Genomic DNA, 16,649 nt, shown 5'->3' on the forward strand with positions numbered 1-16,649 from the left:
TAAAGAAAATGGTATTATCCAAAGCATGAGTAAAACTGGCTGTCCATATGATAATGCGCCCATGGAAAGATTCTACAAATCATTTAAAGCAGAGTTAATATATCCAAATAAATTTAATACTGAAGATCAATTAGATGAAGCTGTAAATAGATATGTCCATGTTTGGTACAACCACATTAGACCTCATTCATATAATGGTGGATTAACACCTTTCGAGGCGCGAAATTTGGCTTAAAAAACCGTACTTAGTGTTACAAAAAAGCTTGACCATTACAATGGGCACGTTTGGGCATAAGATTTTCGAGCCATTAGTTACTATATCCAAGGCGACTTCAACTGAGCCATCTAGCATCGGCGAAGAGGTGATGCTTTTTCTTAAAACTTCGAAAGCAAACGCAACAGGTCGAATAACGAATGAGGGTTTTGTTGTTTTCAAGGGGGGCATAGTTTCTGCAACTCCAACGAAAAGTTGTCCTGAGAACATCCAACATTTACGTGAGCAATTTGCAGAAAGAATCGACATAAATAATGTGTTACTAGAAGATACACTATTTAAAAGTCCCTCTGCAGCCGCCGGCTTTATAACCTACGCTAGCGCTAATGGGCTTATAATGTGGATGACCTCTGATGGCACAACACTAAAAGATATTGAAAGCAAGGATTCATAATTTAAACGATTCTTCTAATCGCTGGAGTTGCAAAAATAAGAAATAAGCGACCTACAATAATCTCCGAGAAATCTTTTTTCAAGGCATTTCAGGACAAAGTATAACCACCACCAGATAAAATACTTTTTATCAATTGATGATGGTATAATTTTTGTTGCACTTTTTAATTTGATACAATTAGGTAATATTTCGCGTTAAGCTAAACATGATATAAATCGGGCAATAACATACTCTTTAATTTTGCCTACACTTTTTAATTATTTCTTCCATGTCTCTTTTGCAGGGTAAGTTACTAAAAGGCCGGTGACCTATCATGCGGTGCGGCTAATATCAAATATATGAAGATAAACGCTTCCTACGATGATCAATAATCTTAGGAAGCCCTTATTTCAAGCTTTTTTCAGCACATTTGTGCCGGAGAGGGCTTTTTCTTTTTGTATCAAAATCAGCAAGAACATAGATATAATCATTCAGAAATTGATACAATTTAATTATCCTAAAAGATGCTATGGTTAGGGGTGTGCAAACTCAAAAATGGGTGTGCAGTGGTAGAAGTCGAGGTTGCTCGGCTATTTTTATTTCCTAATAGTTTTATAATTGGTGCAGGGGTATTATTAAATATATAGATTCAAATTTATTTATGTAAAGCTGGATGAGGAGGAAAAGATGATTATGGTTAATATGACTTACGATATTAGAACAACTGAATATGCTCAACAGACATTGATGAATCTCACAGGTGTTCCAATCTCAAAGTGGGAAAAATATCTTGGTCGCCAACACGAGTATAAATATACAGACTATCTTGTGGAAGACGTGATTAGTTCTTATGGGCATTTACCACGAAGCTACAAAGATTTTGAATTTATCTATTTTCATGTGACAACAAGTGCAAACGGGTGCACTTCCTTTCAGAAACATGGAGTATTAGATCTAAAACAATCATATTTGTGTCAAGACTCTGAGTTAAGACAGTTCTTGGAAAAACACGGTATTGATATCAATCTAGATGAGCGGATACTGATATATCGAGGAAAAAGATTTGATATTACTTTTGGGGCTTGCCCAAGACAAGATACAGAGGCTTATAAATGTTGGTCCATAGGGAGAAAGTTTTACTATGATTATACTACGTGTGGGTTTTTATCAGTGTGGGAGAGAAGTCCTTACGGAGGACAAGTTCATCATAGACCAGAAATATTGATGGATATCGATAATCTTCTTGGATTGAATTTATCCCAAGAGTGGGCGTCTATTAACGATCCTTATGAGATAGTTGCAAAGGTAAGTGGTGAAAAAATCATCTATGACAGTGATGACAATCAAAGTGATAAGGATAAGGTCCTAAACTATTTGACGAAAGCATATTTTACAGCCTTTGGAGAACCGACTGAAGAGGTACTTCTGATTAAGAACCATGTGCAAATACCTCCTATAGATATTCTTGAAATAAAGCCATTGCCACATTGGAAAGATTATTGATGTTTTATGTATTGAAGTGTTTATTTTTGATACGAAAGTAAATTATTGGCTTTAAGAAATTTTTCTATCATGGGATTGTGATTATCTATTCGATAATAAACCCACATATCCACGAATTGTGCTTCTGCAAATGGTTTATTTATTAGGTATGAACGATTCATGTATTTTACACTATATGGAAGTATACATAGACCTTTTGTTTGTTTTAATGTTAAGCCGATGATATCTATCTGTTCGCAGCATTCTACAATACTCGGAAATATTAATTTTTGATCCATACCTTGGAGATATTCCCTTTTCCATCTATCGAACCCTTTCATATATATGTAGGGCTGATTATTAAAATCATTTAAAGATATAACTTTCTTTTGAGTATAACAGTGTTCATTATCCATAAAGACATGTAATTCCTCTTTTGCAAAGGGTACACCGGATATTAGCGTAGATATGTCTTTCATTTCCATTGATATGAAAATGTCACATTCCCCATTCTCCAACCCCATAAGGCCATCAATTGGTTGGCATGAATTAACTGATACATTACATGAAGGATAATCTTCCACAAACCGGTTTATCAATGGTTCTGTGTAATCTCCAGTCCAATAATATGGGCTGTTTATTATTATGTTTTCTATAGGATTAACTGCAAGAGATTTTGCCTGCCAACGTGCTGTTTCATATAGATTAAGAATACTGCGAAATGCTTCATAAACAACCTCTCCTGATGGTGTCAATTTAACCTCTCTGGTAGAGCGCTCAAACAATCGGCAATCAAATTCTTCCTCTAGAATAGCAATATGTCGGCTGAGTGCAGGCTGGGTAATATATGATAGCTCTGCTGCCTTTGTAAAACTCAGCGTTTCCGCCAAAATAACATATTCTTTTATAAAGCTCCATTTAATCATAACTACCTCCACCAAATCTACATTTATATACGATTATATAATAAAGTGATTTATAACGCAACGTTATAAATCACTATCAAATGTAGCATTTCTCAAAAAAATGAAATTATGGTACGGTATAGTGAAAGCACATCACAATATTTGAAGGAGGTTTATTTCTATGTTTAGTATTGATAGTAGTATCAATCAAGGTGCACCGTTGCTTTTCAATTTTGGTAATTCTACATACGCACCACTTATGTTTACTTCTCCCCAAGATGAACTGCTCGCATGCCGTAATGGAGCCTGGCTTGGATGTATGCTCACCCTTTCTCCAGTTTATGATATCTCTGGACCAGATGTCGTAAAATTAATGAACTATGTGAGTGTAAATAGGGATTATGCAAAACTGAAGGTTGGAGGTTCCAGACATACTATTCTGTGTAATGAAAAAGGGCAGATGCTTGCAGATGGTGTCTTGATGAGACTTGAGGAAGATCTATACCGTTCATATTGGCTTGCACCTGTATTGGCTTATTATGTAGAAACACTAGGGTTCAATGTTCAAGGAAAATGGGTGTATGATGAATTCTTTTTACAGATTGATGGACCGCGTTCTCTTGAAATCATGGAGAAGGTTTCTGGAACAAATATTCATGATTTGAAGTTCGCTCAACATAAATTTATTGAAATAAAGGGGATTCCTACATCTATACATCGTCTTGGTATGTCGGGCAGCCTTGCATATGAAATGCATGGTGCAATGAAAGATATCGATACTGTATATAATGCGATTGTAGAAGCAGGCCAAGAATTTGGTATTAAGCGCCTCGGTCTTGTAAATTATTGCAGAAATCATACGCAAGGTGGCTACCCGAACCAGTATATCCATTTTTACTATCCATTCCTTATTAATGGTGAAGGTATGAAACAGTACGTTCTCGATCATATGGGTTATAATGTTCAGTTTGGGCAGTATAAATTCTACGGAAGTGCATCTGATGATATTCAAAATGCTTTTGTTACACCGTTTGATGTAAAATGGGACTATCTGATTAACTACGATCATGACTTTATCGGTAAGGAAGCGCTGTTAAAGTTAAAAGAAAATCCTCCACGTACTGTAGTGACATTAGAGTGGGATGCCGAGGATGTCGCAAAGGTCTTTGTCTCCCAATTTATGGGAAAGGACATTGCCCCTTGTGATGATATCTCTGGTGTCGCAGATGGAGCATTAACTGATCCATTTGTAATTAGCAAAGTTATTAAAGATGGAAGTATGATTGGTGTTGCATCAGGCCGCTTAAAGGATTTTTATCATCAGAAGATGATTTCCCTTGCGTTTATTGACCGGAAATATGCAAATGAAGGTGAAGAACTGAGTGTGCTTTGGGGAACAGATCCTAATACAGCCATGCCAATCAAAGTAACAGTTGCACGTTTTCCTTATTTTAACGAAGAATACAGAAATGAAACTTTTGATGTTGAAAAAATACCACACCCTAATTTTAACAAATAATTTTGTATGCAGATATATCAAGTTTGTCATAAGAAAATAATACAATTACAAGAAGGGACTATAGGGAAATAGCTCCATAAAAAATCAGTACACTTTTAAGTAAGGTACTGATTTTTTATACAAAAAAGAAAAAAGATGGCTAATCAGTACTATCCTTCCTCCACTACAGTGTATACTGTTACTAAATGAAAAATTCATATTACACTTCATGTTATAATCATTTTTGAAATAGGGCAACGAGCAATCGGCTCCTCCAATTAGTCTTCCTATATAAACGCATCTAGATTTAATTCCCTATAATATAAAATTGTCATTGTTGTAAAAGCTGCAAAATTGAATAACCCGAGTAGAATTGCGATAAATGATATTACCATACTGAGTTTAAATTTGAATTTCATAGATACAATAAAAAATACTGCAGATGAAATTAATATATAAGCTTCCTGCTTAATATAAGGGATTTCTTCTGGGAAATAGACAATATGTAATGCGGTAAACTTGGTGAGTATATACACTGATGCAAGACTCATGATTAATAATGCAAAATTCAATATAGTAGTAACAATTTTGTATTCTTTTTCGTTCATGGTCAGAAACCTCTTTTTTAATATAATGGTTTGTGTTCATCTGGAAAAGTACAGGGTTCTATGAGACTGGTATTATTATACAATATTTTGATATATATTACATCATAAATAATCCATAAATACTTGGTTAAGAGGACTAAAAAATTAAGGCATAAGGAAACCCCCTTACAGGTAAATATCCATGAAGGGGGTCATTTTTTATGTCTGTATAACTGTTCCATTCTTGAAGGTGAACCGAATATCCTCTTTATCGTAAACAGTAACGTAGTCCACAAGGCTACTCCACAGATTCTCATCAAATTCAGTAAGAAGGTTATCTTGCCTGCAAAGGGTGAAGAGGAAGGAACTCATTGTACTGAGCCTTATCTGCTTATCAGTGATTTCTTCTGTAATCCTAGTATGGCGAGCCTTGGCAAGGCCAAAGCGTTCAACCAGTCCGTTGTATCGATTCTGATATTCTTCCTGGTCAAGAGCAAAGTGTGCATTGGATGAGATGGCTTGTTGTATCATCCCTGCTACAACCTCGATTTCCTTTTGCAGTTCATCCTGCTCCTTTTCCAGGGTAGAAGTATCAAAAAGGCTTACTTTTATGGCTTCAAAGTTGGTTATGATTTCATCCTTATCATCTAGAAGTTTATTTGTTGCCTGTATAAATAGCTCCCTAATTAAATCTTCATCCAGATGAGGAGTTTTGCATTTCTCATCTTGATTAAACTTATGGTTACACTGCCAGACCATTCGGCGGTACTTACTGTTGGAATGCCAAACTTTAGAGCCATACCAGCTACCACATTCCCCGCATTTTATTTTTCCAGAGAATATATGAACACCGCTGTGACGATTGTTTGCAGGGTTTCTCTTTTCTAACTCATTCTGGACCAGGTCGAAGACCGCTGGCTCGATAATCGCTTCATGGTTATTCTCAACATAGTATTGAGGGATTTCACCCTCGTTGGCTTTTTTCTTTTTGGTAAGAAAATCTACAGTGTAGCTTTTCTGTAAAAGCGCATCTCCTTTATATTTTTCATTTGTGAGGATGCGCTTGATGGTGCCTGCGTTCCATTTATCTTTCTTGGCGGGTGATAAAATGCCGTCTGCGGTAAGCTGCTTGGCAATACCATAAGGCGTCATGCCCTGTAGGAACATGCTGAAGATCCTCTGGATTATAACTGCTTCATTGGGGTTCAAGACAAGGTTGCCGTCTTCACCCCGATCGTAACCGAGGAAGTGGCCGAAGGGAACTGTAACCTTCCCGTCTGCAAATCTCTTGCGCTGTCCCCATGTGACGTTCTCTGAAATGCTGCGGCTTTCTTCCTGGGCAAGGGATGACATGATGGTGATTAGAAGTTCACCTTTAGAATCTAAGGTCCAGATATTTTCCTTCTCAAAATAAATCTCGATTCCTTTCTCTTTCAATTGGCGAACGGTGGTGAGGCTGTCTACTGTGTTCCTTGCAAATCGGCTGACTGACTTGGTAACAATGAGGTCGATCTTGCCACTTAAGGCGTGGATAGGTTACACTAATTTAGACAGAAAATACTCGGACATGATAAAATAAATTAAATTAATTTGGAGGTTTATCATGTCTAATACAAATAAAAGGTATAATGAAGAATTTAAAAAGCAAATTGTAGAACTTATAAATAGTGGAAAAAACATAAATGAAGTTGTTAAAGAGTATAACATTGCTAGGTCTACTGTAAATAAGTGGGTAAAAGACTATTCTTCTTCTGGTTCTTTTAAAGCGAAGGATAACAGATCTAATGAAGAAAATGAGCTTATTAAACTTAAAAAGGAAAATCAAAGGCTAAAGATGGAAAATGATATTTTAAAGCAAGCGGCGCTGATACCCTAGCTTCGCTGGGGCAGACTCTAATGGGACGAAAGTAGATATAATTAAGGCTAATAAGCATAAATACAGTATCAGCGCCATGTGTAAAATCTTAAATATCTCAAGGAGCCTAATTTACTATAAAAAAATTGAAAAAATTTGCGATAGCAAGTTAGATAATGAGATTATATCTATCTTTAAAAAGAGCCGAAATAACTACGGCAGTAGAAAGATTAAGGTTGAATTAAGCAAAATAGGTTACATTGCTTCAAGAAGAAAAATACGAAGAATAATGAGCAAATACTCACTGGTTTCTAAGTATACTTTAAAGCAATATAAAGTTCATAAGACAAAGTGCAATGAGGAAAAAATAAATAATCTTCTTGAAAGAGATTTCAAAAATAAAGAAAAATTAGATGTTATTGTAAGTGATTTAACATATGTAAATGTTAATGGAAAATGGAACTACATATGCATACTTTTGGATCTGTATAATCGAGAGATTATCGGATACTCTGCTGGCGCAAATAAAGATAAATACATTGTTTACAAGGCTTTCGCTAATGTGAAGTATCCACTAGATAATATAAATATACTCCATACTGATAGAGGTAATGAGTTTAAAAATTCTATGATTGATAATCTTCTGAAAACCTTTAGTATTAGCAGGTCTCTGAGTAAAAAAGGGTGTCCATATGATAATGCAGTAGCGGAAGCTACCTTTAAAATCATAAAGACAGAATTTGTTTTTAATAGAATATTTAAAAGTTTTGAAGAGTTAGAAACATCATTATTTGATTATGTCAACTGGTATAACAAATTTAGGGTTCATAGTTCTTTAGGATATCTTAGTCCTATTGAATACAAGGCAATTCTGTCCGAGAAAAAGTTGTCCTAATAAGTGTTGACAATCCATCCCTTCTGTTTTAGTAAATTAAATTATTAAGGTGGAACTCTCCAAACAATATAAATAAACAAAATGTAAATCCTCCTCTCTTTTTAAATTATCTTAAACTCAATTAATCATATGAATATAGGTCATGATTTACTTTTGATGTATAGTATAGGTTCATAGTTGAAGAAGCGTTATATAGCGATGTAATGATGTATGACCTTATGTCTTTAACTTGAGTAGTGTTTTTTGACAGGCAATCAATTACAAATTCTATATGCATATGATTTAGTTTTAAGAATCTAGACTTTATAATGCTAGCTGATGTATCACATCCATTAACTCTAAATTTTTCTTTGGTTGAACAAACAATATCTAAAATTATTTGTACAATTTCAGCAACTAACTCTGGATTGCTATTATTCATTAATAAATCAAAATCGATATTCTGTTTGACAATTTTTTCATACTTTCTGTATTCTTGATCTGAAATTTCTTTATCATTTAGACTTCGTTTATTTAACTCTTTATCATCATTCAATCCTTCACTTTCTTCTTCATTTTTTTCTTCTTCACTATTTTTATGATAGATAGAAGGATTAATATATATTTTATCTATATCGTTATCTATATATTTATTAAGTGTCGTAATGTTTCCGGTTCTAGACTCGGAGCTTTTACGGTTTAAATCATTATTTGCTAGTGATTCGTAATTATTACGGTTCATTGATATATCAATAATTGCATTATCTTCTATATTTTCTAACTCATTAAAATCTAATATGTCCTCATCTTGATTTTCTTTAATAATTTTTTCTATATCTGGATAAGTGAGGTATATTAGATTAGGTCTTCCTTTTCCCTGCCTAACTTCTATAAGCAAGTTGTATTCTTTTAATTCATTTATAGCTTTGGTTATTGTTTTATCTGAGCTTCTTAATGTCTTTTCCATTTCCTCACGCTTCATAATTAGATATACATTGCCTTCTTTGTCAAACCATCTATTTTTTATAGATAGCTCATGTCTACTTTTTAAAAGAGAATATAGAATAATTGCTTTATCAGATATTTTGGGAAAATCTTCTAAAAAGAAAAAACTCGGCAGCTGATGAAATGAATTGTTGTATATATCATTAACTGAAAATTTCTTTTGACTGTACATTTTCTTCCTCCATTTCTTTAATAAATTTTGATTTGATATCTCTATATTCTTTTAATTTATTTCAACAAAAAAAGTGATACAGATTTTGTATCACTCTTGACTTTGGATTATTCAATTATATTTATGTTTGAAATTTATCATTTCCATTGTTTAAACCAATCCACAGTCATTTAAAACTCTTTCAATTATTTCCCATATTGCTAATGATGGATTTTCATTATAATATTCATAACCTTTATATTTTTGTAGTATATATCCATTTTCTAAATTTCTTTTCATAATCATCTTTGAACGTTTAACCGCATCAATTACATTTTGCAATGACGTTTTTCCTAGAATTCTCTTAAAATTATTCTCATGTTTATAATCATCCATCTTTTGGAAAGTTTCGCAGAATCCACGATTAATATATTGTAAGTAATGCTTTCTATGAGCTAATGCTCCATTACAATCTGTTTTATGAAGCACAATCCATAAATCAAAAGTCAAGTTAGAATACCCAAATTTATAATTTATTTGCTTTCCTATTTTTTTCGCTTCACTCATTCTATCAATAGTTTCTTTGAATTCTCTTACATGAGTTTCATCATTACTTTCATAATCTGATATATGATATATTTCAGTTTTCCCAGTTAGAACAATTGATTTAGCCCTTCTTAGTGGATTTTTTTGAACTGGACAATCAAATGAAACTTTAATTTTCGATTCAGGTGTTTGGTTAATTAAATTTTGAAGCCATTTTAAATACCATTGTTCTGTTTCTCCTTCTACACTAAAATAATACTTTTTTGTGTGCTTTAACCTCACTTTTTCTACACCTCTCTTTCTCTCGAGATTAGCTCCTCGAAGACTGGTGTAAAATCAATATCTTTAATTGCACCATATTGACTTATAAAATAATTTTTCATATAGTCTTCATGCTTTCTAACGCCCTTTTCACCTGTAGTTCCAAAATCTGACAAAGAATACAATACACTATTATTACTGTCATCATCTCTCTCTACAAACTTAATTTCATCTCTTCTAAAAATGTTAGAATTTAAAAATATAGGATTATGAGTATTGAAAATAAGCTGCGCATGTTTTAAGTTAATCTCATCATTATGGAATATATTTATAATGCTCATCAGTGCCATTGGATGTATTGATGCATCAAATTCATCAACAACTAATGTCCCACCTGTTAAAATCGCTCTTATTACTAATGGAAACATATTAACAAACCTTATAGTCCCATAAGACTCAAATATTTCTGCAGCAACAATTGCATTTTTTTTATTTTTTATATTTTCAAATATTGAAAAAAGTTTAGCGTCTGCCTCATCCTCACTTATGACATATCCTAAAGCATTAGAATTAATTCCAAATAACTTTGCAGCATTATTCGTCGTTTTTTCAATATATACTGTTTGTTTTTGTGGATTTACAAATCTTTCAATAAGTTGTATTGAATCCGCCCTATAAATAACCATGAACTTATTTGAAAACCAATTTGATATCAGTTTAACAAAACTTTGACTAATTATTAGTTTAAAACCATTCATTAAAAATAGTTCTTCATCATTCAAACTATTCTTTGCTATCTCTACAATGCTTTTTTCATTTTTTTTGATGTTGTCAGCTATAAATTCATTGATAACTTTAAAATCTCCGAAAAATAAATTTTTATCTCTAACAAAAATTTTTTCATTATTTACATGAAGCTCTTCATGTAAAACTTTTCTATTGTAGTCATTATCCAAAAAACAACCTAAATCTAGACTTACCTCATAATAGATTAAAAAATCATTTTCGATAAATTCTATAGTAAATGTTACTGGTTCAGAACAACTTGTAGCATTGTTTGGTATCAGTTCCAAAGCACTTGATGCTTGATTTGGGGAAGTTTGATCTTCTGAATTCCGAATGTTTCCTCTGAGTACAATAGCTCTAAAAGTATCCATAGCTCCAATAATATTGGTTTTCCCAGATGCATTAGGTCCATATATTACTGAAGAACACAACCCTTTTATACTCTTTCCTTTTATCTTTTGAATAAGCAAGCTATAATCTAATCCAGTCTGTTTAGGTGCAGCAGTCATAGATAGAGCTGCCTCCTCTACAAAAGACTTATAATTTTTTGTTTTAAATTGTAAAATCATATTCAGCATCTCCATTCTGCAATTTTTATGCAAAATCACTCTTTCATTATATTCAATATTTGAATATAAGTCAATTTTCAGCTTTCATTTGCATAAATACAGCAAAATCGTTATCAAAGAATACAATTCAAATCATTATCACGCTACTTATATTATTTGCTAATTATTATGACTTTTGTCTTAACAAAAAAAGACTAGCAAAATATAGTCTTTTTTTTTATCACAATTAGGTAACATTTCTAAAATTGTATTTTGTACACTAAATCTCAAATTAAATTAGTTCTCTTAAAGTTCTCTCATTTTATTCTTAAACGCGTTTTTCAAGAAAAACCTACAACATTTTATATTCCTCAACAAAATAGTTATACAGTATGAAAACACTTAATTACATGTCTTTTATATTCAGTTAAAATCTATTAAAGTTTTATATACTCCACTGGGAAGAAACAACTCAAAATCCGCCATAGGTGACTATGTGGGGGTTCAAATCCCTTCACCCGCACCACTTTCCTTATTTTTATCTCTCCTGTCATATCCCCAAATATTTTTAAACTATTAGGAATTAACTTTCAATATACAAATCTATAACTATTTTTTTATAATCTAGTTTTTCTTCTTATGATAAAAAATAAAAATCACATAAAAAGTTTAGACTTTTCCTTATCCTATTTTGCACATAATCTATGACTACAAAAAACCTGTTTGGATATCAAACAGGTTTTTAATAATTATTTATAAAATTTTATCTAATGGCTTGAAATACTAAATATTTAATAATATATCTATTTTAAAATTCTTGATGCTGTGATGTATCTATTTGAGTAATATCCTTGACTCAAACTATCTATACTTACCCCATCACCTGATGATGAAGCATGAATGAAGTTTCCATCTGATAAATATATCCCAACATGGGTGATGCTTCCAGGCTTTCCAAAAGTATTAAATGCAACTATATCACCAGACTTAAGGTCATTTTTTGAAACCGTCTCCCCTGCCCTAGCTTGATCTTTTGATACTCTAGGAAGTGTAATTCCAAGGGCATTTTTGTACGTATATTGGATAAAGCTTGAGCAATCAAAACTGTTGGGGCCATTTGAACCATAACTATAGGGAGTTCCAATCAGTGAGTTTGCCATGATTAAAAGCTTTTCAGCATCATTTCTCTGACCTGCTCTTGATACTAAGGCCTTAAATTCATCTTCAGTAGCTATAAACTTTGAAAAAACATAACCTGTATTACCTTCAAATAATACTTTCGACCATTCTCCATTTTTTTCAAGTACTAAAACTCTATCAGAGTTATTCACTACACTAAGAGCTTTACTTTCAATATTTGGGCGTAATCTAAGATTAACTCCATCATTAGTTACTATCCCTTCATATGTTTTTTTGATATTTAACTCATTTTTATTTACATACCCTTCCACTCCAAGTTGAGTTTTAACTTTTACCCAATTACCTTCTTCTTCCAATACAAAAAGTTCTTGTCCTTGTATCGCTTTTGATACTAAAGCGGAATCTTCATTTGCCTGTGTTCTTACAAATACTAGATTTGATTTTACTTCTGCTTTATTATAAGTATTGGCATATGATGCAATTGGAATAGAAAAAATCATTCCTAAAACCATTGCACTTGCTAAAATAGTATTTTTTTTCATTTCGTCCTCCTAAAGAAATATTAATTGTCTAATAAAACGTCATTGATTTGACTATTTAATCTTAATAAATGTTTATGGAGATTTTGTGAAGAAATGAAAAAAATTACAAAAAAGTTAAAATCCATTTTTTTAAATAAATAAATTTTTAAGATATTTATAGTTAAACTATAATTGAATTTATTTAAGGTTACTTATGTAAACTTCTAAGTATTAGGAGGTCAATTCACATACTATATTAATCCAAACTCAAATAAAAAACTCCTTAATTGAAAAGGTTTCATACCCATTCATAAATTATTAAGGAGTTTTTATATAAATACCAAAATTCTTATGTTTTTTTAAATATTAGCTTGCTCGAAAGCATAATACACTGCGTTTACTGCGCTTTCAAAATCTTCATTTTCTATTCCTATAATTATATTAATCTCACTAGAACCCTGCGATATCATTCTCACGTTAATTTGCTGTTCTTTAAGGGCAGTAAATAATCTAGCAGATATTCCTCTTGTTCTTATCATGCCTTTACCAACTACTGCCATTAATGCCATGTTTGGATATACCTCTACAGAATCTGGGTTTAATTTAGTCCTTATCTCCTCGATAACCTTATCAAGTTTATTTCTGAGCTCTTCATCACTAATAATTAATGATACAGAATCTATGCCTGAAGGTATATGTTCTACTGAAATATCATTATCTTCAATTATTGATAATAGCTTTCTTAAAAATCCTTTTTCCTCATTCATAAGCATTTTTTCAATTGCTATAACTGTAAAATCTTTTTTCCCTGCTATTCCTGTAATAGTTTTAGGATATTTAGGGCTTTCAAAATCACTTAGAATAAGAGTTCCTTCATCCATAGGGCTATTAGTATTTCTTATCTGAATAGGAATTTTTGATTTTTTTACTGGAAATACAGCATCTTCATGAAGTACAGAAGCTCCCATGTAAGATAGCTCTCTAAGCTCTTTATATGTTATTTTTTCGATATGTCTTGGATGGTCAACTATTCTAGGATCTGCTTTTAAAAATCCCGATACATCAGTCCAATTTTCATACAAAGAAGCGTTAACTCCATTTGCAACTAGTGAGCCCGAAAAGTCAGAGCCTCCCCTTGAAAATACTTTTACAATGCCTTTATCAGTAGCTCCATAAAATCCGGGAATAACAGCATAATCATATTCCAGTGACATTTTATAAAGCCTTGACTGAGTTTCATCAAAGTTTAATTTGCCATCTTCAAGAAAAACTATGACCTCAGCTGCATCTACAAACTTAAAGCCTAGATACGCAGCCAGCACAATTGCATTAAGATATTCTCCTCTACTTACTATGTAATCAAGGCTCTTATTCTGATAGACTGTATTTTTAATTTCTTCACAATAACTTAATATATCTAAATCAAGTTCAAGCTCATTACATATTTGTATATATCTATCTTCAATTATTTTGAATGTCTCAATAAATTTCTCTTTATTTTCAATGCTGTTATAGCATTGAAATAGCAAATCAGTTATCTTTTCATCGTCCTTATATCTTTTGCCTGGTGCTGAAGGCACAATAAATTTTCTCTTTTTATTGGAAAAAACTATATCCTTCACTTTTTTAAACTGATTAGAATCAGCTAGCGAGCTTCCTCCAAATTTTGATACGACTATTTCACTCAACAATGTTTCCCCCTTAAATCAATTTGTCTTCACTGTACAAACAGATGTTTTTAATATAAAGATTTAATGATTTTATAGCTTTTTAGTGGGGTTGTCAAGGATAAAAGATTATTTTTATTTATGAATTAAATTTTCTTCCAATACATTTTGCTGCCAGAAAATTCATATGTCAGTAAATTTTCATCAGACATATATGATAAGTACGACCGTAATGTACTTCCTACTAGTATATATTGGTTAGCATCCATTTTTAATGAATATACAGAAAATATATGCTGAAGAATATCTTCAAATAATCGTGGATTTTCACAAAACAGCAAAATATGATTAACAATTTCTTCTATCTTATTTCTATTAGCTTTTATCAAGCTCTTAATATTTTTCGTAGGCTCACAGTGAGATGGTACGTAAATATCAGCCTCTAATCCATCTAGCATATTGAGAGTTTCTATATATGCTTTAATATCATATATAAAAAATATGTGATACTTATTTATTATTTCCTCTGAAAAAAGACTATCTCCTAAAAAAGCTACTTTATCGTCAGTTATAATACCAATCATATCAAAAAAATGCCCTGGAAGCTTAATATAAGATAAGCCTATGATTCCAGCTGTTTCTATATCAGAGGTTGGATTGCTTGCTTCTGCCATTATAAATTTATTTCTGATAGCTTTAAATGGATATCCTCCATACAAAAATGATGGTTCTAAAACTGGATGCTTAGTAAATGAATTTTCCATACTTGTAGATATGATTTCGCAGTCGTGTCTTGCCTGAAGCATTTTATTGCCCCCAACATGATCTGCATTTGAATGAGTATTTATTATTCCTTTCAAGGTCCAATTATTTTCTTTAATATGCTTGTCAATTTTTCTAGCTGCATCTTTGTCATTACCACTGTCAATCAAATATATCTCTTTATCATTTATTTTAAATAATCCTACCTTTGAAGGAGAGTTGATATAATAGGTTTTATTAGTTAATGAAATTAATTCATACATGGTTCTACCTCCATAAAAAAAGATTAAATGATATTTTTACTATAATATCACTTAATCTTCTATTTATCTTCCATAAAAATATTTTTTTGCATAATTTATTAATTATTTTAAAATAGAGTATCAACATTACATTTTTTGATAATTTTTATCAAAAACAATTAGGGCTTTATTTGAAAGTTTTTAAATCCCTCTGAATATACAATACTATTGTCTTTTAAAACCCACATTGCTTCTAATCCTTCTTTGGATTCAACTAGTTTTTTACCTTCTTCAAGAGGTAAATTAAATACAGCTGTAGAATATGCATCAGCTATACCTGAATCTTTAGCAACTATACTCACTTGTCTAAAATATTCTGATGGAAATAACGTATTTGTATCTATAATATGGTGATATCTTTTTCCATCTACCATATAATATCTTTCATAGTCTCCACTTGACACTAGCGACATATCGCTTAAGTATAAAGTTCCTGTTATATCCTCGTCACTATCCTTGTTTGGATTTTGAATACCTACTCCCCAAGGCTTATTATTATCCTTAAGTCCAATTGCGCATACATTACCACCAACACTTATAACTCCGTTATCAAATCCATTTTTCTTAGCCTTCTCTACCACTTTTTGAGTTGCATAGCCTTTAGCTATTGCTCCTACATCAAGTTTCATATTTTTGTCAGGTAAATATACTGTAGAATTTATTTCATCTATAATGATTTCATTTATATCTGTGAACTTATTTGCGTTTTGTAAATCTATAAGCTTCGGAAGCTCTGCCTTTTCAGGTTCTTCAACTCCATTATCCCTATATCTGCTCCAAATTCTAAGCACTGGTCCAAAAGCTATATTAACCTGTTTACCTGTTTCACTATACATCTCTTTAGAAAAATTAATTAAATCAATTATTTCTTTATCAACTTCTACTGGTTTAATTCCAGCATTATCGTTAATTGTTTTGATATTGTTTACACCTTCAAAATCATCATAGATATTATATAACTGATGATAATGCTCTAATTCATTATAAATAAATTCTGATTGCTTTTTAAATTCTTCTTCACTTTCAGAATAAGATATTATTTTAGTTACAGTATTAAATAAAATCATAAATTCTGCACTATAGGATTGTTTTTTCGGTACACAGCCAGTAAT

The 16,649-nt window shown here is 31.8% G+C and carries 14 protein-coding genes and 1 pseudogene; 5 read left to right on the forward strand and 10 right to left on the reverse strand.

The features are described from left to right. The 3 genes from B5X47_RS00005 to B5X47_RS00015 form a co-directional block, all read left to right on the forward strand. On the forward strand, nucleotides 1-235 hold a 235-nt coding region (locus B5X47_RS00005), incomplete at its 5' end, for an integrase core domain-containing protein (protein ID WP_143215728.1). Nucleotides 236-248: 13 nt separating this feature from the next. After that, nucleotides 249-668: a DUF4357 domain-containing protein gene (locus tag B5X47_RS00010; RefSeq protein ID WP_079588186.1), complete on the forward strand. Its 420-nt coding sequence runs from the start codon at nucleotides 249-251 to the stop codon at nucleotides 666-668. A 666-nt stretch (nucleotides 669-1,334) separates the two neighbouring features. After that, a complete protein-coding gene (locus B5X47_RS00015; RefSeq protein WP_079588187.1) occupies nucleotides 1,335-2,150 on the forward strand; it encodes a hypothetical protein in 816 nt (271 codons plus the stop codon). 20 nt (nucleotides 2,151-2,170) lie between these two features. Here the strand turns inward: B5X47_RS00015 and B5X47_RS00020 are convergent, their stop codons facing one another. Beyond that, nucleotides 2,171-3,055, reverse strand: a complete 885-nt coding sequence (locus B5X47_RS00020) for a LysR family transcriptional regulator (RefSeq protein WP_079588188.1) — start codon at nucleotides 3,053-3,055, stop codon at nucleotides 2,171-2,173. Nucleotides 3,056-3,215: 160 nt separating this feature from the next. Between B5X47_RS00020 and B5X47_RS00025 the strand changes: the two genes are divergently transcribed. Continuing rightward, on the forward strand, nucleotides 3,216-4,553 hold the full coding sequence (locus tag B5X47_RS00025; RefSeq protein ID WP_079588189.1) for an aminomethyltransferase family protein: 1,338 nt from the start codon (nucleotides 3,216-3,218) through the stop codon (nucleotides 4,551-4,553). Nucleotides 4,554-4,819: 266 nt separating this feature from the next. Here B5X47_RS00025 and B5X47_RS00030 read toward each other — a convergent pair whose 3' ends face one another. Both B5X47_RS00030 and B5X47_RS00035 read right to left on the reverse strand, forming a co-directional pair. Next, nucleotides 4,820-5,140, reverse strand: coding sequence for a hypothetical protein (locus tag B5X47_RS00030; protein WP_079588190.1), 321 nt, complete (start codon nucleotides 5,138-5,140; stop codon nucleotides 4,820-4,822). 198 nt (nucleotides 5,141-5,338) lie between these two features. Then, nucleotides 5,339-6,652, reverse strand: coding sequence for a recombinase family protein (locus B5X47_RS00035; RefSeq protein WP_143215729.1), 1,314 nt, complete (start codon nucleotides 6,650-6,652; stop codon nucleotides 5,339-5,341). Nucleotides 6,653-6,722: 70 nt separating this feature from the next. Between B5X47_RS00035 and B5X47_RS00040 the strand changes: the two are divergent. Then, a pseudogene (locus tag B5X47_RS00040) lies at nucleotides 6,723-7,869 on the forward strand (IS3 family transposase). 121 nt (nucleotides 7,870-7,990) lie between these two features. Here B5X47_RS00040 and B5X47_RS00045 read toward each other — a convergent pair. The 7 genes from B5X47_RS00045 to B5X47_RS00075 all read right to left on the reverse strand — a co-directional run bounded on the left by B5X47_RS00045 (nucleotide 7,991) and on the right by B5X47_RS00075 (nucleotide 16,604). After that, entirely contained in the window at nucleotides 7,991-9,025 is a 1,035-nt protein-coding gene (locus B5X47_RS00045; protein ID WP_079588191.1) for a DUF6017 domain-containing protein, read from the reverse strand. Between the two features lie 150 nt (nucleotides 9,026-9,175). Further along, nucleotides 9,176-9,832, reverse strand: coding sequence for an RloB domain-containing protein (locus tag B5X47_RS00050; protein ID WP_079588192.1), 657 nt, complete (start codon nucleotides 9,830-9,832; stop codon nucleotides 9,176-9,178). Nucleotides 9,833-9,837: 5 nt separating this feature from the next. Beyond that, nucleotides 9,838-11,166 (reverse strand): AAA family ATPase, encoded by a 1,329-nt coding sequence (locus B5X47_RS00055; RefSeq protein ID WP_079588193.1) that lies wholly within the window; start codon nucleotides 11,164-11,166, stop codon nucleotides 9,838-9,840. Nucleotides 11,167-11,948: 782 nt separating this feature from the next. After that, a complete protein-coding gene (locus tag B5X47_RS00060; protein ID WP_079588194.1) occupies nucleotides 11,949-12,827 on the reverse strand; it encodes a C40 family peptidase in 879 nt (292 codons plus the stop codon). Nucleotides 12,828-13,165: 338 nt separating this feature from the next. Further along, entirely contained in the window at nucleotides 13,166-14,494 is a 1,329-nt protein-coding gene (locus B5X47_RS00065; RefSeq protein ID WP_079588195.1) for an aspartate kinase, read from the reverse strand. A 125-nt stretch (nucleotides 14,495-14,619) separates the two neighbouring features. Further along, the gene (locus tag B5X47_RS00070; protein ID WP_079588196.1) at nucleotides 14,620-15,498 is read right to left on the reverse strand and encodes an MBL fold metallo-hydrolase; all 879 of its coding nucleotides are present in this window, start codon (nucleotides 15,496-15,498) and stop codon (nucleotides 14,620-14,622) included. Between the two features lie 158 nt (nucleotides 15,499-15,656). Beyond that, a complete protein-coding gene (locus B5X47_RS00075) occupies nucleotides 15,657-16,604 on the reverse strand; it encodes an FAD:protein FMN transferase (RefSeq protein ID WP_330395718.1) in 948 nt (315 codons plus the stop codon). Nucleotides 16,605-16,649 lie beyond the last annotated feature (45 nt).

The organism is Acetoanaerobium noterae, from assembly GCF_900168025.1.
Classification (GTDB): domain Bacteria; phylum Bacillota; class Clostridia; order Peptostreptococcales; family Filifactoraceae; genus Acetoanaerobium; species Acetoanaerobium noterae.